The organism is Achromobacter anxifer, from assembly GCF_903652925.1.
GTDB lineage: Bacteria > Pseudomonadota > Gammaproteobacteria > Burkholderiales > Burkholderiaceae_B > Achromobacter > Achromobacter anxifer.
The window spans coordinates 703,447-724,439 of sequence record NZ_CAHLAR010000002.1; the positions used below are offsets into that span (position 1 = coordinate 703,447).

20 protein-coding genes are annotated in these 20,993 nt (G+C 63.2%); 8 read left to right on the forward strand and 12 right to left on the reverse strand.

Annotated features, from left to right (window positions below; genetic code table 11):
• Nucleotides 1-23: 23 nt before the first annotated feature.
• On the reverse strand, nt 24-2,270 hold the full coding sequence (locus HWY37_RS08635; protein ID WP_176088374.1) for a DUF3604 domain-containing protein: 2,247 nt from the start codon (nt 2,268-2,270) through the stop codon (nt 24-26).
• A gap of 112 nt (nt 2,271-2,382) precedes the next feature.
• Between HWY37_RS08635 and HWY37_RS08640 the strand changes: the two genes are divergently transcribed.
• Both HWY37_RS08640 and HWY37_RS08645 read left to right on the forward strand, forming a co-directional pair.
• Nucleotides 2,383-3,300 carry a LysR family transcriptional regulator gene (locus HWY37_RS08640; RefSeq protein WP_176088375.1) on the forward strand — a complete coding sequence of 306 codons (918 nt, stop codon included), beginning with the start codon at nt 2,383-2,385 and terminating at the stop codon, nt 3,298-3,300.
• Between the two features lie 139 nt (nt 3,301-3,439).
• Nucleotides 3,440-4,423, forward strand: coding sequence for a Bug family tripartite tricarboxylate transporter substrate binding protein (locus tag HWY37_RS08645; protein WP_176088376.1), 984 nt, complete (start codon nt 3,440-3,442; stop codon nt 4,421-4,423).
• Between the two features lie 25 nt (nt 4,424-4,448).
• Here the strand turns inward: HWY37_RS08645 and HWY37_RS08650 are convergent, their stop codons facing one another.
• Complete coding sequence (locus tag HWY37_RS08650) at nt 4,449-4,757, reverse strand: hypothetical protein (RefSeq protein WP_176088377.1); 309 nt, start codon at nt 4,755-4,757, stop codon at nt 4,449-4,451.
• Nucleotides 4,758-5,114: 357 nt separating this feature from the next.
• On the opposite strand from HWY37_RS08650, the gene HWY37_RS08655 reads away from it, so the two are divergent.
• A complete protein-coding gene (locus HWY37_RS08655; RefSeq protein WP_176088378.1) occupies nt 5,115-5,687 on the forward strand; it encodes an HD domain-containing protein in 573 nt (190 codons plus the stop codon).
• 115 nt (nt 5,688-5,802) lie between these two features.
• Here HWY37_RS08655 and HWY37_RS08660 read toward each other — a convergent pair whose 3' ends face one another.
• The 3 genes from HWY37_RS08660 to HWY37_RS08670 all read right to left on the reverse strand — a co-directional run bounded on the left by HWY37_RS08660 (nt 5,803) and on the right by HWY37_RS08670 (nt 8,767).
• A complete protein-coding gene (locus tag HWY37_RS08660; RefSeq protein WP_176088379.1) occupies nt 5,803-6,699 on the reverse strand; it encodes a DMT family transporter in 897 nt (298 codons plus the stop codon).
• Between the two features lie 60 nt (nt 6,700-6,759).
• The gene (locus tag HWY37_RS08665) at nt 6,760-7,683 is read right to left on the reverse strand and encodes a bifunctional helix-turn-helix transcriptional regulator/GNAT family N-acetyltransferase (protein WP_176088380.1); all 924 of its coding nucleotides are present in this window, start codon (nt 7,681-7,683) and stop codon (nt 6,760-6,762) included.
• A gap of 133 nt (nt 7,684-7,816) precedes the next feature.
• Entirely contained in the window at nt 7,817-8,767 is a 951-nt protein-coding gene (locus tag HWY37_RS08670) for a GlxA family transcriptional regulator (protein ID WP_176088381.1), read from the reverse strand.
• A 151-nt stretch (nt 8,768-8,918) separates the two neighbouring features.
• On the opposite strand from HWY37_RS08670, the gene HWY37_RS08675 reads away from it, so the two are divergent.
• Nucleotides 8,919-9,536: a cysteine hydrolase family protein gene (locus HWY37_RS08675; RefSeq protein WP_176088382.1), complete on the forward strand. Its 618-nt coding sequence runs from the start codon at nt 8,919-8,921 to the stop codon at nt 9,534-9,536.
• 135 nt (nt 9,537-9,671) lie between these two features.
• Here the strand turns inward: HWY37_RS08675 and HWY37_RS08680 are convergent, their stop codons facing one another.
• Nucleotides 9,672-10,547 carry a M15 family metallopeptidase gene (locus HWY37_RS08680; protein WP_175208049.1) on the reverse strand — a complete coding sequence of 292 codons (876 nt, stop codon included), beginning with the start codon at nt 10,545-10,547 and terminating at the stop codon, nt 9,672-9,674.
• Nucleotides 10,548-10,598: 51 nt separating this feature from the next.
• Nucleotides 10,599-11,474, reverse strand: a complete 876-nt coding sequence (locus HWY37_RS08685) for a hypothetical protein (RefSeq protein ID WP_175208048.1) — start codon at nt 11,472-11,474, stop codon at nt 10,599-10,601.
• Between the two features lie 307 nt (nt 11,475-11,781).
• Between HWY37_RS08685 and HWY37_RS08690 the strand changes: the two genes are divergently transcribed.
• The gene (locus HWY37_RS08690) at nt 11,782-12,168 is read left to right on the forward strand and encodes a hypothetical protein (protein ID WP_175208047.1); all 387 of its coding nucleotides are present in this window, start codon (nt 11,782-11,784) and stop codon (nt 12,166-12,168) included.
• Here the strand turns inward: HWY37_RS08690 and HWY37_RS08695 are convergent.
• The 4 genes from HWY37_RS08695 to HWY37_RS08710 are packed head-to-tail and all read right to left on the reverse strand — an operon-like array spanning nt 12,153 to nt 16,707.
• A complete protein-coding gene (locus HWY37_RS08695) occupies nt 12,153-13,046 on the reverse strand; it encodes an NAD(P)-dependent oxidoreductase (RefSeq protein ID WP_176088383.1) in 894 nt (297 codons plus the stop codon). The genes HWY37_RS08690 and HWY37_RS08695 overlap by 16 nt on opposite strands.
• Nucleotides 13,043-14,785 carry a dihydroxy-acid dehydratase gene (ilvD, locus tag HWY37_RS08700; protein WP_176088384.1) on the reverse strand — a complete coding sequence of 581 codons (1,743 nt, stop codon included), beginning with the start codon at nt 14,783-14,785 and terminating at the stop codon, nt 13,043-13,045. The genes HWY37_RS08695 and ilvD overlap by 4 nt, the downstream gene beginning before the upstream one ends.
• Nucleotides 14,786-14,812: 27 nt before the next feature.
• Complete coding sequence (locus tag HWY37_RS08705; RefSeq protein ID WP_176088385.1) at nt 14,813-15,592, reverse strand: SDR family NAD(P)-dependent oxidoreductase; 780 nt, start codon at nt 15,590-15,592, stop codon at nt 14,813-14,815.
• Entirely contained in the window at nt 15,589-16,707 is a 1,119-nt protein-coding gene (locus tag HWY37_RS08710) for an MFS transporter (RefSeq protein ID WP_176088386.1), read from the reverse strand. Before HWY37_RS08710 ends, HWY37_RS08705 begins: the two co-directional genes overlap by 4 nt.
• A 284-nt stretch (nt 16,708-16,991) precedes the next feature.
• Here HWY37_RS08710 and HWY37_RS08715 point away from each other — a divergent pair, with 284 nt between their 5' ends.
• Nucleotides 16,992-17,963 (forward strand): LysR family transcriptional regulator, encoded by a 972-nt coding sequence (locus HWY37_RS08715; protein ID WP_176088387.1) that lies wholly within the window; start codon nt 16,992-16,994, stop codon nt 17,961-17,963.
• A 163-nt stretch (nt 17,964-18,126) separates the two neighbouring features.
• Nucleotides 18,127-18,927 carry a hypothetical protein gene (locus tag HWY37_RS08720; protein ID WP_176088388.1) on the forward strand — a complete coding sequence of 267 codons (801 nt, stop codon included), beginning with the start codon at nt 18,127-18,129 and terminating at the stop codon, nt 18,925-18,927.
• An 83-nt stretch (nt 18,928-19,010) separates the two neighbouring features.
• On the opposite strand, the gene HWY37_RS08725 is transcribed toward HWY37_RS08720, so the two are convergent.
• Nucleotides 19,011-19,340, reverse strand: coding sequence for a YciI family protein (locus tag HWY37_RS08725; protein ID WP_176088389.1), 330 nt, complete (start codon nt 19,338-19,340; stop codon nt 19,011-19,013).
• Between the two features lie 214 nt (nt 19,341-19,554).
• Here HWY37_RS08725 and HWY37_RS08730 point away from each other — a divergent pair, with 214 nt between their 5' ends.
• Entirely contained in the window at nt 19,555-20,835 is a 1,281-nt protein-coding gene (locus HWY37_RS08730; RefSeq protein WP_176088390.1) for an HNH endonuclease, read from the forward strand.
• Nucleotides 20,836-20,993 lie beyond the last annotated feature (158 nt).

Sequence of the window (20,993 nt, forward strand, 5' to 3'; positions counted from 1 at the left end):
GGCGCGCCTGCCACACAAGCGCCTCAGCCGCGCTCGATGTAGATGGGGCTGGAGTAGATGAAGTATCCGTCCTCCGTCGTGACGCGCACATAGACGGCGTTGTCGGACCCCGCGTGCAAGGGCACGCGTACTTGCGCCTTCATCCTGGTGACCGGATTGACGTCGGGCAGGCGGAAGACTTGCATGCGGCGCGATATTCCGCCGTTTTCCAGCACTATCGGTTCCAACCCGATGTCCGCCACCGGAATCTCGGCCTGTATCAGCGGAGTGTCGATGATGAGGTTGCCGGAGCGCGCCTCGCCCAGACGCACGTCCACGCCGCTGAATCCGCCAGTAGTAAGCGATTTCCAACGCAGCGTATCCGGCGAGGGTTGCTCCAGGGTCTTGTCGAGGTTCCAGAAATTGATCGCGCGGGGGGATTCGAACCAGTTGCCGGTCAGGGTCGCGGAACCATCCCAGACGGTCTGGCGGCCGCGGCCCCGGTACTCCGAACCTTCCCAAATGATGCGTATGCGATTGCCCAGTTCGTTTTGCTGATACGGCTGCAAGGTGTGGACGACATCCATCCGGTTGCGGATTTCTATGCGCTCTATCGGGCCATGGGTCGCCACATCGAACTCGAATTCGATGTGATCGCCCTGATACCGCAGGATGGAACCCATCTCCGCCTCTTGGACCTGGGTTTCCGTCACCGGGCCGTTCAGCTTGGGATCGTCTGAATAGCGGGTGGCGGGTTCTGCAAACCGCGCCCGCACGTCCAGGTAGGCGCGGCATCCGGTGGTGGCGTAGTGGCGGCGCTGGCGCAGGCAATCGGCGATGGACTGGCGCGTCAGCTCGGGAGCGATCAGGCAGCTCAGGCCGCCATAGGCGCCGAACATCGATGCGCCTGGGTGGCTGGCGCCGTGGCGTCCCTTGTGGCCGTCGCTATTGGCCAGGATGCCCACGCGATAGCCCAGCTTGAACGCGTCCTCCAGCAGCCATTCAAAGGTGCCCCAGTCGGAGTGAATCTCGATGGACCGTTCGATGCGCGCATCGTGGGATCGCGTGATGTCGGCATAGCGTCCGCCGATATGGGCAAAGACCACCACGTCCTCGTCCTTCAGCGCCTGGAACAGCTGGTCGGCGTCGTTGGCGTCCGTGTCCAGATCCGCATGGTCGTGGACCAGCGCGTGCGATGAACGATGGATCTGCCTGCCCTCGTTCAGGAACATGACGTTGCGGTCGCCGCCCAGCCCGGTGTTCCCCGACCATTCATAGCCCGGGAAAATGACGAATTGGCCGTCGCGGTTGTATTCGGCCGTCAGCGTGTTCAGGTGCTGCCAGAACTCGCTCGTGATCTGGAAGTCGTTGCCCTGGTGGCTCATGACATCCAGGAAGGCTTGGTCGCGCGCGAACTCGATCAGTTCGCGCGCGGAGTTGGTGCCTATGGTTTCTTCGGACTGGCCGTGCAGGTCGCCCCAGAAGTGCCGGTGCGCAGCCTGCGCCACGACGCGGCAGGGCGTGCTGGTGGCGACGACTTCCTCGCCGTCCAGGACGTCGATGCTCAGCTCGCCCGGCTGCGCAACCCGCAGATTGTCCAGGGTGATGGCGAGCTGTCCCTGCGCCAGGGTAATCGTGGACGGAAGGTTCTCTACCGGCATATTCGGGCGCAACGTGAAGCTGCGGCCGACCTTGCCGGAAGGGTTGCCCCATTTGTCCTCGCCCTTGAATCCTAGGCGAAAGGCTGCGCCCGCCACCGCCAGGCTCGGCAGGATGGCCTTGTATTGCACCGGCGGACCCGCGACCACCGAAATCGTGGGCGATTGCTCGATCTCGGTGTAGTCATAGGTCGCGAAGGCATCGACCAGCACCTTGAACTCGAAGGTGGGTTCGGTGAACGTCTGCACTCGCATGCCCGGCGACCCTGCGCGGGTGTCCCCGAAGCGGACCACGATCTGGTCGCCTTCTTCCAGGTAGCCGCGCACCACGCGGATGAACAGCGTCTTGTCCCAGGGGCGGATGTTGCGCTTGTTGTCGTACTCCACGTGCAACACGGCGCCGTTGCTGGCCTGCACCGTGGTGTAGTTCCAGCCTTTGGGATCGGTGAACTGGGGCTTGCCCATGTCGCTGGCGAACCGGTGCACGATCTTCAACGAGCCCGTGTCGTCTATGCCGAAATAGCCGGCGGTGTAGGTCAAGGTGAACGTGGCAAAGCTGCCGGCCTCGTATTCGCCCGAGGCGTCGAGGGTCGCGGAGCCCATCTGGTGGCGGGCGTAAGTGGAATGGGGCATGGGACGTCTCGGGCAAAAGTCATGGTGGGCAAACCATGATATTCAGCGCCATTGGATGTTGCTATGGTATGCAGGCTATACATTCATAACGTCACGACATGCGGGTGCGACCATGGAAAATTCGGCCGAAGCGGTCTCGTTGCGGCAGTTGCGGGCGCTGGTGTCCGTGGCCGACACGGCCAGTTTCACCATCGCTGCCGATCAGTTGGGACTGTCCCAGCCTTCCATCAGCCATCTGATCCGTCGCCTGGAAAACGAAGTGGGCCAGGCCCTGGTCATACGCGGCCGCGAAGTCAGCCTGACCGCGCAGGGACGCGCATTGGCGGACATGGCGCGCCGCTCCATCATGACCATAGACAGCGCGCTGAAGGAATGCCGCGACCAGAGCCAGCTGCGCACGGGCTCGGTCAGCGTGGCGGTCGGGCACGTCAGCGCCGCGACCCTGCTGCCGCAAATCCTGCATGCCTTTCATGCGCAGCATCCCGCCCTGGAGATGCAGGTGGTGGATTGCATGGTCGAACAGATCAAGAACAAGCTGGTGTCCCACGAGGCCGACTTGGGCATAGGCGCCATGGTCGAAGGCGGCGACACGCAGATCATGCTGGAGAACCTGATCGACGGCAGCGTGCATCTGTTCATGCGCGACGATCACCCGCTGGCCGCGCGCAAGCAGGTGGACGCCAAGGTCCTGGCGGAACTGCGCTGCATCCAGCTCAATCCGCAGGCGCCGGCCTGGCTTGCGATCAGCCGCCAGCTTGCCGCCGAGGAGATCTTTCCGCGGATCGAACAGCGCGTGATCCTGCTGTCGACCGCGTTCGGCATGGTGCAGGCTGGCATGGGCGTGGCCATGCTGCCCAGCTTCGCGTCGGCCCAGATGCCCCCGGGCATCAAGGCGGTGCCGTTGCGCAATCCGGTGCTGGACTGGCCCGTGTCGCTGGCGCGCCTGGCCAATCGTCCCTTGTCGCCGGCCGCCCAGGCCTTTGCCGCCGTGGCGCGCACCGTCTTGCGCAGGCAATTCGCGCGCGCCTGATTCCCCGCTGCATCGTCCCCGAGGCATAGCGTCGCGTAATAGCTGAATTCAGCGGGCGGACTGGTTGCTGGCTGGTACGCACCGTAAGCTGATTTTCGTCGCGGCCCGCTGGCCAGGCAACAAAACAAGGGGAATCTACATGGCTAAAAAATGCCGTGCGCTGTCATTGCTCACGCGCGCCCTGGGCGCGTTCATCTTGACGGCAGGCTGCGCGATGGCGGCCTATCCGGACAAACCCGTCGTGCTCTATGTGCCATTGGCCGCGGGCAGCACGGCCGATATCCTGGCGCGCACGCTGCAACCCGAGCTGTCCAAGGCCCTGGGCGCGACCGTCGTCGTCGAGAACCGTCCGGGAGCAGGCGGATCGGTGGCGATGCAGTCGGCCGCAAAGGCCGAGCCGGATGGCTACACGCTGGTGCTGGGCGCGACCCCGACCTGGGCCATCAACCTGACTCTGTACAAGAACGTGGGCTACGATCCCTTGAGGAACTTCGTGCCAGTCGCGTTCCTGGCCGGCGGTTCCAACGTCATGGTCGTCAGCGGCAAGTCGCCTTACCGGAACGTGCTGGACGTCGTGGCGAAGATGAAGGAGAAGCCCGGCGCGATGGCGTTTTCATCGGGCGGGAACGGCACCTCGCACCACCTGTCCAGCGTATTGCTGAATTCCGCGACCCAGACCCAGGCCAGGCACATTCCCTATCGCGGCGCCCCGCAGGGGGTAACCGCGGTCATCGCCGGCGAGGTCGATTTCGGCTTCTACAACACCCCCAGCGTCTTGCCGCTGATCAAGTCAGGGCAGCTCAAGGCGCTGGCCGTGACCTCGGTTGCGCGGTCGCCCCTGTTGCCCGAGGTGCCCACGATGCAGGAAGCTGGAGTGCCGGGGTATGAGGTGTCCATCGATTTCGGCCTGATGGCGCCGGCCGGCACGCCTGCCGCCATCGTCGAAAAGCTCAACGCGGCGGCGCGCAAGGTCGTGGAAATGCCGGAGGTCAGGAAGACCCTGGAGCAGCAGGGCTACGATTCCTATCACGACTACACGCCTGCGCAGTTCACGCAATTCATACAGCGCGACCAGGAGAAATGGACGCCGCTGGTCCGGCAATCAGGCGCCAGCGTGGATTGAGCCGCCGCGCAGCCTGGCGGCGGCATCAAAGCCCTTGCGCGAGTCCCTTCGCGGTATCCCCGAGCGACTTGCGCTCATTGACCGCATCGGTCAGCTCCGTGATGAACCAGGGCAGCACCAGTTTGGTGCTGCTGTCGGAAAGACCGATATGCAAACGTTCTGTCGATCCGGCGGGGGTGGTCGCGTTTTGAGGCGCGCGCTCGTCTTGCGTTGCGATGGGCTTTGCGGGCTGTGGGGCGAGATCGGGCGTGGCCGGTTCCGCTGCGGCGGTCGCGGCCGCCGTGCTCAACAACACAGTGGCTGCGAGCAAGTGCATACGCTGAAATTTCTGCATGGTGGTATGTCCTCGGTGGGCTGTGGGAGCCTTTCTGGTCAGGGCACAAGCATGCCGCATGCCCCGTGGGTGTGGTCCCGCGTATTGTGAGGCAGGCTGCCGTTGCGCTTTATGGGGGAGTTGTGACGCTCTGTGAAGAACTGTTGAGATCGGCGCTCGGGGAACGCACGAACGGATGGTTGATCGACAGTCCCCGGGGACTGTCACCCCCTTTCCTTGCTCCAGACAGCTAATCGATAGCGTGCTGGAAAAGTGGCGGCGTGATGTCCAAGAGCATCCCCCGTGCCGCAGCCTACACTGTCACGTTGGCGCAGCCCGTTGCTGCGTCAAGGGAGCCGCGACAGGCTGAGATTGAACATGGATATCGAAAACATCAAAGGCCGGCTGGCCTTTCTGCAGGAAGCCGAAAGGCTCAAGAGTGTGCTGCGCAGCGGATTCACGTCCACGGGCCGCCCGGAAAGCACGGCCGAGCACACCTGGCGCCTGTGCCTGATGGCCATGGCCTTTGAAGACGAGCTGGCCGGCCTGGACATGCTCAAGGTGCTGAAACTGTGCGTGCTGCACGACCTGGGCGAGGCCATCCACGGCGACGTTCCCGCCATCGAGAAGCACCAGCATCCGGACAAGAGCGCACAGGAAAAGGCCGACCTGCTGCACCTGACACGGTCCCTGGACGAGAAGCAGCGCGCCGGCATCATGGCGCTGTGGCAGGAATACGAGGACGCCGCCACGCCGGAAGCCAAGGCCGTCAAGGCCCTGGACAAACTGGAAACCATTCTGCAGCACACGCAGGGCTTGAATCCGCCGGATTTTGATTACGGGTTCAACCTGACCTATGGTCAGAAGCACACCGATGCGGATCCCTTGTTTGCATTGGTGCGCAGCATCCTGGACGAGAAGACGCGGGCGCGGATCGTTTCAGAGACTTGAACGGTCTGGCGATCTGGCTGGCGGTTCGACATGCGGTTTGGCAGGGGCCGGCGGCGGTCCGGCAGGCGGTCCGGCAGCGGTCCGGCGGCGGTCCAGCGGCAGGTCAGGCGGCAGGTCAGGCGGCGCTTGCCGCCGCGGCCGCGCGCCGTTCATGCGTGCCGAACCAGACGCCGGACAGCACCAGCACAAAAGCCCCCGTCAGGCGCAATGTCGGCGGATACGAGCCGCTCAACAGCTCGATCAATACTGCCGTGATCGGCGCCAGCGCCTGAAACGACATGACCCGGCTCGCCTCCAGACGGGTCAGCGCCCACAGCAGACAGAAATAGCCCACCGCGCTGGAAAGCCCGATGAACGCCACATTCGCCCATTGAAAGCCCGACAGGCCGGGCAGCAATGGCGCGCCCCGCGCCAGGCAGACGCCCGCCAGGAACAGGACCGACACAAGCATCGCCACCACGCTGACATACATGGCTGGATACCGGCGCAGGTACGGACGATATAAAAGACTGCAAGCCGCTCCGATAAACGTCGCGCCTAGCAAGGCGGCCCAAGCCCAGCCGTCGGCAGAGCTGCCCACCGCCGCCGCCGAGGGCTGCAGCAACAGCGCAATCCCCGACACCGCCACCCCCGCGCCTATCAGCCGAGGCCAGCTGAACCGTTCGCGTCCCGTGGCAATCGCCAGGCACAGCGTCACCAGCGGCAGCGTGGAAAACACCAGCGCGCAAGTGGCGGCCGGCAGCCGTGCCAGCGCGTAGTTCAGCAGCAAGATCAGCATCGCGAATTGCAGTATGCCCAGGCCTGCCACCGCACAGAAATCCCTGGCCGTAAACCGTACGGACCACCGCCGCAGCATGGGCGCGGCAAGCACCAGCGCGCCGATGGCATAGCGCAGGAAGGCCAGCGTCTCGGGCGAAACGTCACTCGACACCGCGCGGGTGGACACCATCGCGGCCCCCACCAGCGCGCCCGTGACGGCGGCGGCGCATATGGCCTGGGCGCGTTCACTCATCGGAGTCGAGCCTATCCGTGGAAACGGATCTGATTTGGCCGCAGGGATGCATCGCGTGGCCTACAGATCCCGAGCCCAGTACTGCCCCACCAGATCCTTGCCGAAGCTGTGGTGCTTCTCTTCCTCGACCAGCTCGAAGCCTGCCTTCTCGTAGATCCGCCGCGCATCCGTCAACACGCTATTGGTCCACAACACCATGCGCTTATATCCAGCCTGCCGCGCAAACCGCAGGCATTCGTCCACCAGCCTGTGGCCTATGCCCAGCCCGCGCGCGGCGCCGTCTACGTACAGCAGGCGCAGCTTCGCCGTCGTCTCGTCCTGCCGCACCACGAAGACCGAACCCGCCATCTTCCCGTCCTTCTCGGCGATCCAGCAGCGCTCGCTGTCGCGGTCGAACTCCCGGATGAACTTCGCCACGATCTCGGCCACCAGCGCCTCGTACTCCGAGTTCCAGCCGAACTCCTGCGCATAAACCATGGCCTGGTTCGCCACCACCAGCCCCATGTCGCCTGGCCGCGGATCGCGCAGCACGTAGGGCAGGGGGGCTTTGTCGCCGAGCAGGTTCTGGATCTCGTTCATGGCATTGACCAGCTGCGCTTGCGCCGGCTCCGATAGCTGTTTGAGGATGGCGATGATCTCGTTGCGCGACGCCTCGTTGAGCGGCGCAAACGCCGCCCGGCCCGCGTCCGTCAGTTCCAGCAGACCGACGCGCGCGTCCGCCGCCGAGCGCGTCTTGGCGATCAAACCCTTCTTCTCGAAGCCCGAGATCACGCGGCTGACATACCCCGCGTCCAGGTTCAGTTCCCGGCACAGGTCCGAGGTGCTGAGCGCCGGCCGGTGAGCCAGTTCGTAGAGAATGCGCACTTCGGTCAGCGAGAACTCGCTGGCCAGCAGGTGTTCGTGCAGCACCCCGATCTGGCGGGTGTAGAAGCGGTTGAAGTACCGGACCGCTTCGGCGCGGTCGTAGAGCGATTGCTCTGTCATGGGGAGGTCCAATTGCTTGCCTAAGGCATATTATTATTTGCTTTAGGCAAATATTGGAAGATCTTTTTCTGTTCGGCGGCCGGCGCTCCGATAGGCGGGTGCTATCCAGCGAGCGGCGGGCGGGCTGCCGCCATCACCTCTGCCGGAACTGCTTCCGATAAGCAGCCGGCGACACCGAGAACGCCGCCGTGAAATGCTGCCGCAGCGACACCGTCGACCCGAACCCCGTGGCCTCGGCCACCCGGTCCACCGACAGCCCGCCCGTCTCCAGCAGCCGCTGCGCCGCGGCCAGCCTGTGGTTCAGCACCCATTGCGTCACGGTCGTGCCCGTCTTCAGCTTGAAGCGCCGCGTGAAATTGCGGCGGCTCAGCCCGGCCTCGCTGGCCAGGCGGTCCAGCCCCAGCGGCTCCTGCAAATGCTCGATGGCCCATTCCATCGCCACGCTTATCGGATCGCCGCCGTCCTCCCGCGTGAGCGGACGTTCGATGTATTGCGCCTGCCCGCCATCGCGATGCGGCGCCATCACCATGCGGCGGGCCACCCGGTTCGCCAGTTCCGCGCCATGGTCGCAGCGCAGCAGATGCAGGCAGCAATCGATGGCGGCCGCGGTGCCGGCGGAGGTCAGGATGTCGCCGTCGTCCACGTACAGGGCCTTGCGGTCGAGACGGATCTGCGGGTACTTGCGGGCGAAGTCGTCGCTCCAGACCCAGTGCGTCGACGCCGGACGGCCGTCGAGCAAACCCGCCTCGGCCAGCACAAAGGCGCCCAGGCACAGGCCGATGACCCGCGCGCCGCGCGCGTGCGCATCGCGCAGGGCCTGCAACATGGTTTCCGGCGGGCGCTCGTCCGGATCGCGCCAGGCCGGCACGATCACCGTGTCGGCCTCGGCCAGGGCCGAATAGTCGTGCGGCACATGGATATCGAAACCCGACATGGTCGCGACCGGCTCGACCGCTTCGCCGCAGACCAGCAGGCGATAGCGCGGCGCGCCCAGCCGGGCCAGGTCGTCGCCGAACACCATGCAGGGCACGGACAGGTGGAAGGAACTGATGCCCGCGAAGGCGACGACGGCGATGGTATGCATGGCGCAAAGGGCAGAAATGCGGATTTGGCCCGATCCTATCATTTATTGGTATTCGGGCCACTTTCGGGTTCAAGGCCGATGGCGGATCCTTGATGCCGTTCGCCCTCATGCGTGAACGGCAATCAAAACGCCTACAGATCAAGGACCTACGATGAATCACCCGACCATTCGCACCATCGCCGGCGCTACTGCTCCGCAGTCGATCGACCCGGCCAGCACCGCCTTGCTGGTGATCGATTTCCAGAATGAATACTTCAGCGGCAGGCTGCCGATTCCCGAAGGCCTCGCGGCCCTGCGCAACGCCGCCCAGCTAGTCGCCCACGCTGATCAGCATGGCATCCCGGTCTTCCATATCCAGCACGCCACGCCCGCCGGCAGCCCGGTCTTCGCCGACGGCAGCGCCGGCATCGAGTTCCATCCCGACCTGCAGCCCGCGGCGGGCCATACAATACTGCGCAAGTCGACGGTCAGCGTATTTCCCAGCACCGACATCGACCAACGCCTGAAGGCGGCGGGCGTGCGCACGCTGCTGATCACTGGCCTGATGACCCATGCCTGCGTCGCGGGCGCTGCCCGGGACGCGGTGCCGCTGGGCTATCAGGTGATCGTGGCGGCTGATGCTTGCGCCACGCGCGACCTGGATACGGGTAAGGGGGAGCAGGCTGCGTTGCCGCATGCGATGCTGCATCGCGCTGCGCTGGCGAGCATCGATGACACGTTTGGGGACATCATGACGACGAAGCAGGTGTTGGAACTACCGCTGGCTTGAGGAGCGGGAAGGGACCGGGCCCGCTGCCAACCTCGCGCGTCTCCGTCGGCGTCTTGCTTTTGAGCGCGGCTTCGGGCGCAGGGTGTCAGTCTGCAAATTATCTCTGCCGACATTGCAGGTCGATGTCGCGCTTAATCAGCGCCGTCTGCGCACCCCGGTCCCGGCCGCTTTGACCACTCGCTCCAGAGCCGCGTCCACTTCGTCGGAACCCATTATCCGGGTGAATTCGAAGTGCATGCCATCCAGCCGGCCCCTATAAAAACCGCCCCAATATGCGCCAAACTCCTGGGCCACCGGAACCAGCCTATAGACACAGCCGATCTCGTCGGGAGTCGCCGGGAAGGCGTTCAACTTGTTTGCGCTGTAATTGATATCGAACGCGGTCGCCCAGCAATGGTTGCTCAACTCATGGGTGCTGCCGCGCTTGTAGCGCCGGCTGAATGTGCCTTCGAAGGATTTCACATCCGGCAGCAGGCCGGTCGTTTCCCAGGCGCTCCACAGCGTTGTCAGCTGATACGCCAGTTTCTCGTGAAACGGCACCTTGGGCTGTCCGCCAGCAATGCCCTTCAACTGCGGTAGTGCCACCGACTGCAAATGCTTCGCTTCCCACCCGTTGGTAATGATCAGGCGTTCCATATTGCCCGGTTCGCCGGCCGGCTTGGCCTCGATGCGTCCGAATACCTCGTGCATCTGTTCCTGGCTGAGGGGGCTTTTGGTTTGTGGGGCTATATCGGGATAGGAGTAACCCCAAAGTTTGGCCACCAGGCGAGCATCGAAATCGTCCGTGATGTCGAAGGCCAAGCCACACCCCAAGGTCATGTTCCCAACTATCCCGTCGACCGTGAGGATGCTCGCGTTCGCCTTCTTGTTGAACGCGGTCTGGAAACTGCGGGTTCCCTTTTCGCTTTCCCTGTCGAATTGCTTTTCCCCATGCGCGAAGTTGTTGTCCTTCAGGAACTGATTCCAGCGCTCGACCAGCAGTCCTGAATCACCCGGGTTGAATCTAGGCATGATGGTCTCCAGTGTTCATGGTGCGCCGCGTATGTGCGGGGTAGGGTGTTGTTACTTTGCCGCCGCATTTAGCAGCCAACCGAAGACCGGATCGGCGGGCGTCAAGGGCTGTGCGGTATTGGCCTCAGATAGGGCGATTGCCGGTGAAGAAGGGGTTACGGGAGCTCCTGTCTTCACGCATGAGTCGATATCCAGGATGGCCAGCTTTACTTCCTTGGCGAGCTGTTCAATTTTTGGATATTGAATTCCGTTGACCATGACATTTTTGTCGGAAGTCTGCGACGGCGTGCTCTGCATCCTGTAGTAGCTGTTATACGCAGCCAGTACGGCAGCGGCATCGATGGGAGCTGGTGTCAGCGCGTTGAGATTCTGGCGCAGCTGCGATTGAATCTCCATCGACGCGAAATTCATGGATCGGACCAGCATGGGCAGCTTGTCAAGCTTGTCGCTCAACTCCGACGGGGCGCCGCTTCGCAGGGCGTACGTCACCGTGACGACACAGCCTGCCTTCTTCGCCGCCGCATCGAAAAGGCCGCGCTGAGCCTCCAGGTGATACCGCGCGCCCAATTGACTCGCACCCGCCGCAATGCCGGCGCCGGTAGCGGTGGTCGCCACGTTTCCAATCAAGCCGCCGGTGACTCCGACGACCACGCCAGCCAGCGTCCAATCGCTTTGTTGATATAGCCCACGTTGCGCCTGGTCCGCGCGGTCTTGGTACGCCTTTCGTTCGGCGACAAGGCGGTCATTACCCTCGGGCACGGTAGCGAAAGGCTCGAGCGGTTCAGACTTGTATATCGGATAGGCACCAGGGGGACCGGCGGCACAGCCGGCCAATAGGACCGGGACCAAGACCGATGGCAGGCAAAGGCGGCTCGCCATTCCTTGCGCCGACAGCCGCAATAGCCGAGCAAAAGGGGTATTACCCATCAGGCGCCTGAGCATATTTTTGGATGGCGATAATTGGACCGAGCGTTTCTGGCGAATGTTGATAGCCAGCGTAGCAACGAGGATTCGATGCGGCTAGCCATCCAGAAGCATGATGCCAAGGCCCGAGGAGCCAATCCGGTCACGTTGCAGAGACGGGTTTGAATACCGGCCTACAATTTGGCGTCATCCAAATGGGTAATCCAATACCGTTATTCGGTTTGACCTTTTCATGGTCATCGCAGTGACGTCGAATTTGTCCCGGAGAGCCCCGGCCGGCCCTGCCCATCTAGCAGAGCGAGCCTCGCTAATGTCCGAACACCACCAGTTCCTGTGCCCACGCGACCTGCATCTGCCGCCGCCTGATTGGCGGGCGCTGAAAATCAAACTGCTGGAAGTCGAATATGTGATGGAACCGCGCGGCAATGGCATTCCGTATCGCGCTCTGTTGAACCTGAGCTTCGGCCTTGCCAGCCTGAACGAAGGTTCGTACCAATATCAAGAAGACCTGGGCACCACGGGAGACGTGATCGCCATGTCCGTGCGGGCGGGGTATCTGCCGGTGGAGATACCCATACGCCATAGCGAAACCCTGGCGCTGCTGGCCGAGCACGGTAATACGCAGGCGATACGGCGGCAGGGCCAGCCCGAGTTCATGGACAGGCTTGGGGGCGCCGTCGGTCAGACGTCGAGCTGACTCTCCGCCTCGCCGATCCGGAAGACTTGGGATAGATCCCAGTCCCCCATGCCGCGCTGCACGGCGTCCTGTAGCAGGCGCCGCACTTCCGGCAGCACGCGTTGGACGGTGGCGCTCGCTTCGGCCAGTTCGGCAATCGCGTCCAGATCCTTGAGCAACACGCGCGCCGTGCCGGTGGCATGCTCGGGCGGGGTCACCATGCGCGGCCACAACGTTTGCAGCAGCACGGAATCTGCCCAACCGCCTTGCAGGGCCGACGGCAGGGCGGCGGTTTCGATGCCGCTGCGCTTGGCCAGCACGAAGGCTTCGGCCAAACCGGCGAGCGTGGTCGCCACGATGGCCTGATTGGCGAGCTTGGTGGTCTGGCCCGCGCCGACCTCGCCCATGCGCGTGACGCGCGCGGCGTAGGCGCGCATCACGGGCGTCACGGCTTCGATCGTGTCGGTCGGTCCGCCCGCCATGATGGCCAGCTTGCCGTTCGCCGCGCCGTCCGTGCCGCCCGAGACAGGCGCATCGATCCACGCGCCGCCGGTCGCTGCCGCCCAGCGCCCAGCCAAGGCGCGAGTGAGCGCGGGCGACAAGGTCGAATGGTCGATGAGACAAGAGGGTGGGGTGGCGGCGTGCGCAAGCCCGTGTTCGCCGAACACGACGTCCTCCACCGCTTTGCCGTCGCCCAGGCAAAGCAGGGCGATGTCCACGCTCTCGCCCAGCGCCTGCGGCGTGGCCTTTGCCACGGCTCCCGCAGCGACAAGCGAGCCGAGCTTGGCGCTGGAGCGGTTCCAGACGGCGACCTCGTACCCCGCGGCCAGCAGCCGCCGGGTCATGGGTTCACCCATGCGGCCGATGCCGCAAAAGCCGACGCGCTGCGTCTTCGTCATTCCTGGCCTCCCTGGGCTGACGTTTCCCCGAGGGAAGCTTCATAGGGCCACGTCACAGCCCCGGAGTGGGTCACTGCGCCCAGCTTGGCCGGACGCACCAGCGCTTCATACTTTTCAAGCACGCCACCCAGCCTGCCGCGCACGAACGGCTGGCTGGCCTTCGCCCGTTCCGCAAGTTCTTCGTCCGAGAGTTCGACGTCCAGACTCCCCTTGATCGCATCGATGTGTATGGGGTCGCCGTCGCGCAGCAGGCGTATCGGGCCGCCCGCCGCCGCCTCGGGGCCCACATAGCCGATGCACATGCCGCGGGTGGCGCCGGAGAACCGGCCATCGGTCAGCAGCGCGACCTTTTCACCCATGCCTTGCCCATAGATCGCCGCGGTGACGCTCAGCATTTCACGCATGCCCGGGCCGCCCTTGGGGCCTTCGTTGCGTATCACGAGCACGTCGCCTTCCCGGTAGGCGCCTGCCGCGACCACCGCCATGCAGTCCTCTTCTGTTTCGAACACCCGCGCCGTGCCCGAGAACACCAGCTGCTTGAGGCCGGCGGTCTTCAGCGCGGCGCCGTCCGGGGCCAGATTGCCGCGCAGGACCACCAGCCCCGCGTTGGGCGAGAGCGGTTCGTCGTGCGGCTTGACCACGCGGCCGTCGGGGCCGGGGAAGGCGCGCAGCGCCGTTTCCAGCGTCTCGCCGCTTTGAGTGAGCGTGTCGCCGTGTATATGCCCGCCCGCTAGCAGGGCGTTGAGCACGGCCGGCACGCCGCCGACATGATGCAGGTCCACGGCCAGATAGCGTCCACCCGGCTGCATGTCGCCGATGAGCGGCGTGCGCGCCAGCACTTCCGATACGTCGTCGAGCGTGAAGGTGATGCCTGCCTCGTGGGCGATGGCCGGGATGTGCAGCATGGCGTTGGTCGACCCGCCGGTGGCGGCGACGGCCGCGCAGGCGTTCTCCAGGCTCTTGCGCGTCACCAGGTCGCGGGGCAGCGGCCCGCCGTTGCGCAGCGCGCGCATGACGTTCTCGCCGGCGCGGCGGGCAATCGCGATGCGTTCGCTGTAGACGGCCGGCACCATCGCCGAGCCCAGCGGGGCCAGCCCCAGCACCTCAGCGACCATCGCCATGGTGTTGGCCGTGAACTGTCCCGGACAGGAACCGGCGGTCGGCGTGCAGCGCTTTTCTATGCCGCGCAGCGTCTCGGCCGACATGTCGCCGCGCTGCGCCGCGCCCACGGCCTCGATGGCCGTCAGGATCGTGGCCTGCGAGCCGTCCGGGGCTACGCCCGGCAACATCGCCCCGCCGAACAGAAACACGCCGGGGACGTTCACGCGCACCATGCCCATCAGGATGCCGGGCAGGGTCTTGTCGCAACCGGCCACGCCGACCAGCGCGTCGTAGCAGTGGGCGCGCACGAACAGCTCGACGCTGTCGGCGATGGTCTCGCGCGACACCAGCGAGAAGCGCATGCCCGAGTGATTCATCGACGTGCCGTCGGAGACCGAGATCGCCGAGCCGCGTATCGGCACGCCGCCGCCGGCCGCGATCCCGAGACGCACGTTGTCCGAGATCTGGTTCAGCGACATGGAACAGGGCGTGTTCTCGCCGTACGTGTCGACGATGGCGACGAACGGCTTGTCGATGGCCTCGTCGTCCAGGCCCGTGGCGCGCAGAAAGGCACGGTGCGGGGCGCGCGTCACGCCCTCGGTGACCGTGCGGGAGCGGTGTTTGTGCAGATCTTTCATGGATGGAATTCCTAGTATCGGGGGGGCTCAGGTGTTGAGCATCAAACCGTTTTCGATGGCCAGCACCTGGCCGGTCATCGCCGGCGCGCGGGCGGCGATGAACCAGGCCAGTTCCGCGACTTCCGACGGCTGCGACACCCGCTTGAGCGGCGCGTTCTCGCGCATGCCGTCGACCACGCGGGCGTAGGCCTCGTCGCCGAGCACGCGCCGCAGCAGGCCGTCGTCGACCATGCCCGGGGCAATGGCATTCACGCGGACCTGCGGGGCGAGACTGCGCGCGAGCGACAGCGTCAGCGAATTGACCGCGCCCTTCGAGGCCGCATAGGCGATGGACGATCCCGTGCCATTCAGGGACGCCAGCGAAGAGATATTGATGACGCAGCCCGACCCTGTGTCCGCCGGCCGGTCGCGCAGCAGAGGGGCCGCGGCGCGTGTCATCTGGAACATGCCGATGAGGTTCACGCGATAGACGCGCTCGAACTCGCTGGCGTCGATCGCGTCGAGGTCGCCGTGCGGAATCACGCGTGTCGTGCCCGCGCTGTTGACGACAGCGTCCAGCCGTCCCCACTGCGCCGCGACCGCATCGACCATGCCGCGGCAGGCGGAGTCGTCGCCCACGTCGGCATCCACGACGATGGTCTGGGCCCCGGCGTCGCGGCACTGCGCGGCCACCGTCTCGGCCGCCGCCCGTGTGCCGTCGTCGAAATTGTTGATGGCCACCGCCCAGCCTTCACGCGCAAAGCGCAGGGCCGTGGCGGCCCCGATGCCGCTGGCCGCGCCGGTCACCAGGCAGACGGGCGCGCTCATGCCTGCTCCCGCTTCGTTCGCAGCGACAGCGCGATGAAGGCCCCGCCGACCTGCGCGCAGGCCAGCAGGATCATGCCGGGCAGCAGCTGCTCCGTGGTGTCCTTGAGAAAGCCGATGACATACGGGCTCACGAAGCCGGCCAGGTTGCCGACCGAATTGATCAGCGCGATGGCCGCCGCGGCGCCCGCGCCGCTCATCATCGCCGTGGGGATGCCCCAGAAGACCGGCGCGATCGAATTGATGCCGATGGCGGCGACGATGAGGGCGGCCATCGACCACCACAGGTGCTCGGCAAGCAGCACCGATACCAGCATGCCGGCGGCGCCCAGCACACAGCACACGGCAACGTGGATGCGGCGTTCGTTCGTGCGGTCCGCATGGCGCGCGATGAGTATCATCGCCACCGCGCTGACCAGCGACGGCACCGCCGACAGCAGGCCGATGTTGCCCAGGTTGGCCACGCCCGCGGCCCGTATCATCGTCGGCAGCCAGAACACCAGGCCGTAATTGCCCATGGCGATGCAGAAATAGAGCAGGCCGAGCAGCCACACTTTGCGGTCGCCGAACACATGCCGCACGCTATGGCGGGCCCGGGTGCTGTCGTCGGCGGCAAGGTCCTGAGCCAGCAGGCGCTTCTCGTCCGCGCTGAGCCACTTCACGGTCTCGATCCGGTCCTGCAGCATGAAGAAGGCGGCAATCCCGACCAGCAGCGACCCCAGGCCTTCGACCAGGAACAGCCACTGCCAGCCGGCCAGGCCATGCGCGCCGCCGAACCGTTCCATGATCCAGCCGGACAGCGGACCGCCGATGGCGCCCGACACCGGAATGGCCACCATGAACAGGGCGATGATCTGCGAGCGGCGGCTCGACGGGAACCAGGTCGACAGATACAGCACGATGCCCGGGAAGAAGCCGGCTTCGGCCACCCCCAGCAGGAAACGCAGCAGATAGAACGACAGCGGTCCCTGCGCGTACATCGTCAGACAGGAAATGATGGACCACGTGACCATGATGCGCCAGGCCAACTTGCGGTACAGCGCGTCAAGCTGCGCAGGATTCTGCGCCGCCTGCGAGCCGGCGTAGGCCGGCGCGCCGCCGGAAAGGGACGTGCTCATGGGTGTTGTCTCCGTGGGTGTGTGCCATGGGGCACATCGAGTTATTCGGCAGTCTGCGAGTTCGGTTATGCGCGTGGCATCGGCCTGGGAGCTATCGTTGTTCCCGGCGATTCATCGATGCTTCACGAAAAAGCCCGAACTACAGTGCTGTCCGTTCGAAGGGTACGGGTTGCCCGTTGCTCGCGGCAAATCACACTTTCCGCATTCGGCATTACCGTTTGGTTATGATTGGTGGCTTGCGCCATGATGCGATGGCGACCGACTCCCTGTCTTTCCAATCCGATATGTCCGCCAGCACGCCGTCCGACAATTCGATAGAACGCTTTTTCCGCAGCGGCTTGAAGCTTGGGCATCTGCGCATTCTGGTGGCGCTGGGCGAGCTGCGCCAGGTGACACGGGTAGCCGCCGCGTTCCACGTCACACAGCCAGCCATCTCCAAGCAGATCGCGGAGATCGAGGAGGCGCTGGCCACGCCGGTCGTGCGCCGTGTAGGCAACGCCATTGAATTGACGCGCATAGGACGCGTGCTGGTCGAACGCGGGCGAGAGATCCTGCGCCAGATCGAACTGGCGCGGCGCGACGTCAAGGCCCTGGCCTCTGGCACGGCGGGCCACGTCAGATTCGGCGCCGTGGTGACGATTCCCCAACCCTTGATCGCGCATGCCGTCGAACTGTTCACGCGGCGCGCGCCAAACGCCTCGTTCTCGTTCGTCGAAGCCACGCTCGATCGCCTGCTCAAGATGATGGACGAAGGCAACCTCGACCTGGCCCTGGGCCGCAACCGCGTGACCGGATATCTGCCGGTGATGCGCCACGAATCCTTGCATCACGAGCCGTTCGTATTCGTGGTGGGCACGCGCCACCCATTGGGCGGCCCCGACACCCCCGTGACCTGGGACGACCTGCAGGACGTGCGCTGGATCACGCCCATGCAGGGTTCGCCCGCCTTTGCGACCATGGTCGAGATCCTGGCCGAACATGGCGTGACCCTGTTGCGTCCGACCATCGAGTCGAGTTCATTGGCGCTGAACCTGTCCTTGCTGCGCGACGGGGGATACGTTTCGATCCTGCCGTTGTCGCTCGCGCGCCGCTACGTGCGGCGTGGAACCATGCGGATGTTGCCGCTGCCGCCACTGGGGCCATTGGGCGAGGCGATTCTGTATTGGCGCGAGGACACGACGACGTCCACCACGGGGCTGTTTGCGGAGTGTTTGCGGGAGTCGTCGGCGGAATTGATCGATGCTGCTGGCGCGTAGCGAGCCGCTGATTGCCTTGTTTTGGCTTGGGTACGGTCCGTCCTAAATGGATCAGGCTTTGTGCGTATACCCTAGACGTTTTGATTATGGCTACGGCGGATGGCAAGACGGCCCGCCGTTGCCTTGGCCGACCTTAGATATTTCAGCAAAGCGAGTCCCATTAATGTCCGAACACCACCAGTTCCTGTGCCCCCGCGACCTGCATTTACCGCCGCCCGATTGGCGGGCGCTGGAAACCAAGCTGCTGGAAGGCGGATACGTGCTCGAACCGCGCGGCGACAATATTCCGTACCGAGCCTTGCTGAACCTGAGCTTCGGTCTGGCCACCCTGAACGAGGGCTCGTACCAGTATCAGGAACCGTTGCGCACGACAGGCGACGTGATTGCGATGTACGTGGGGGCGGGGTATCTGCCTGCGGATATTCCCATTCGCCATAACGACACCATGGCCGAAGCTTTGGATTTGTTGGCCAGCCACGGCGTCACGCCTGGGGAGCTGTATGCAGATAATGAGGGCAGCGACTGGAACAGCCCGCAATACTGCCTGGGGCCTGCGGCAAGACCCTATCTCACCCCTGACGCGCAAGCTTCCTACGACGCAGATCCCAGGAATTTCCCGTTGATGCTGCTGGCCTACGACGGCCCTGAGCCGCGCGTGGCGGTGGGGGAAAACCTCTCCGAGCCGAGCTTGCCGGGTTCAGACGTACTGCTGGAATCAATGCCGCCGTTTGACTCGCATGTTGATTTCATTGGGGCGGCTTACGAGGATCCGGCGGCGCAGTGGCATTGCGCGGAGAATGGCTGCGATTACCGGATATTGGAGTTGGATTGGCAGTACAGCCTGGCGATGGGGTTTCGGATGGTTCGGACGGAATGGTTGGATGAGGGTAGCGCGAGGGGGCTGGCCAGGCTGATCGAGGGGCTGACTGGGCAGGTCATGGTTTGCAGCCATCGGCATTTGTGAATGCAGGGTAGGGGATAGGCAGCTGGGCTGCCATTGCCTTGTTATTGCAAGACATAAACCTACGGTGCAAATGAGAGGTGCCGCTACGGCTGTTCCAGCGGCCACACCTCAACGACCCCGTGCGCGACGGCGCAGGGTGTTTGCGACACCATCGCTATAGCTTCGGCCATGTCGGCGGCTTCGATGATGGCGAAGCCGGCTACTGGTAAGGGGGATTTCATGAATGGGCCGGGGGTTGTTTCGATCCGGGCTGCTTCGTGGTTACGTACTTGTACTGGCTTGCCTGCAATGCCCATCAACACGCCGTCTGCCTGCAAGTTTGCGTCGTGCGAATGCGCTGCGTTTCGGATGGCTGCGGGCGCACGATCGTAGCCTTCTTGATCGCCATATCCGATGGTCACGAACTTTGGCATGGGCATCTCCTTAGCGTGGATGAGATTAGGACGGGTTTGCAATCCCAATGTCTAGAAAATGGGCAATCCTGCGCGTGTTGGCGCATCCAAAATTGTAATCTGACACCATATCTCCGAAATGCTCAACGCAATGCATCAAGAGGCTGCGCGCACTTGGCCTGCGTTGCCTGCGAGTTGAAGAGGCTAGCTATAGGTTTTCGAGAATTACTGATTTTTGCATAACATCTTGTATTATGTGTCTGTTGTCTTCATGGGTGATGCGATGGCCAAGTATAGTGCGCTAGGAAAATATCTTTCAATGCTTAGGGTTGATTCGATTGCGTTGGCATTTTCTGAAATTGAGACGATAATCGAATCGCCTCTGCCGGCGTCCGCGTATAAGTATCCCGCGTATTGGTCAAATGAGAGAAGTGGGACACATACGTGGTCTCACGTATGGCAGGCGGCCGGCTGGAGAAGCGAAAACTTAGATCTAGGTGGTGGGTCAATCACTTTTAGGCGTGATCAGCAATCGGCTGAAGCGCAACTCGCTAATCTGGAACCAAGGAAAAAAGAAACCATCTACGATCTTTTGGGAGTTCTAGGAATTTCCACCGAAGACTGGAATGGCAGCAAGGCTAATCCAAAGTACTGCTACAACTGGTCTTTCGGAAGCGTATTTGAGCACTATGTCGTGTGCTTGTGGCACGGCAACATGTCCGTGGAAGATGGCCAGATAGTTTTGAAGGGCAATCTACGAAAACTCGCCTTAGAACTTGAGGCCGTGAGTCAAGATGTTTCTGCTCAACCTACTGAAAGGAGCAGGGCAGCACCACAAGCCGCTCGAGCGAGATCGACCGATGATGCAATCAGATCATCGTTTAATCATGGATTGCCGGTGTCTGTGATTGTTGTCAAAGGTACCCGACGTGATAAAGCCACGGTCGGCGGAGGGTCCTCTCAGACAGAGTTCCGCTCGCTTGATTCAATCAAGTGGTACGCGCATACCTATGATGATGACAACGGCACGTTTCAGCTCGTCAGAGGAATAGCGCCCTTAGGTTCCTTACAAACTCTGCCGACATTATCTTTGGATGTTGAGGAATATGCTGGTCCGCCTGATGACCTGCAACAGCGAGCAATTAAGGTCCGCCGTGGCCAAAAGAAATTCCGTGACAACCTTCTATCGGCGTATCAGAAAACATGTGCGGTGACCGGCTGCAAAGTTGAGGACCTTCTCGAAGCCGCCCATATACGTCCTCATTCTGAGGAGCCGAACTATCGCACTTCCAATGGGCTGTTACTTCGAGCGGACATTCATACGCTTTTTGACCTGGGTTTGTTGGCAATAGACCCCCAGAAGAAGGTTTGCTTGGCGCCGTTCTTACTTAATTCAGAATATAAGGGCTACCAAGGAAAAGAGTTGCGACAACCGACTAAAGTCACGGATATGCCGGATTTTTATGCCATGCAACTCAGATATGTTGCATTCAGAGAAAAGCATGGCCTAAATTAAAATATGCAGGCCACAATTTCGTAACGCCTGGGTAGAAAATTTGTAGTTTGACACCCTTTTTAAGCACCTAAGGCCCGCGTGAACATGCAGAGCGGTGTATTACGCTTAAACTGCTAGGAATTTCTTTTCTTTTAGTACGTATCGCTCTTGGATGGAGT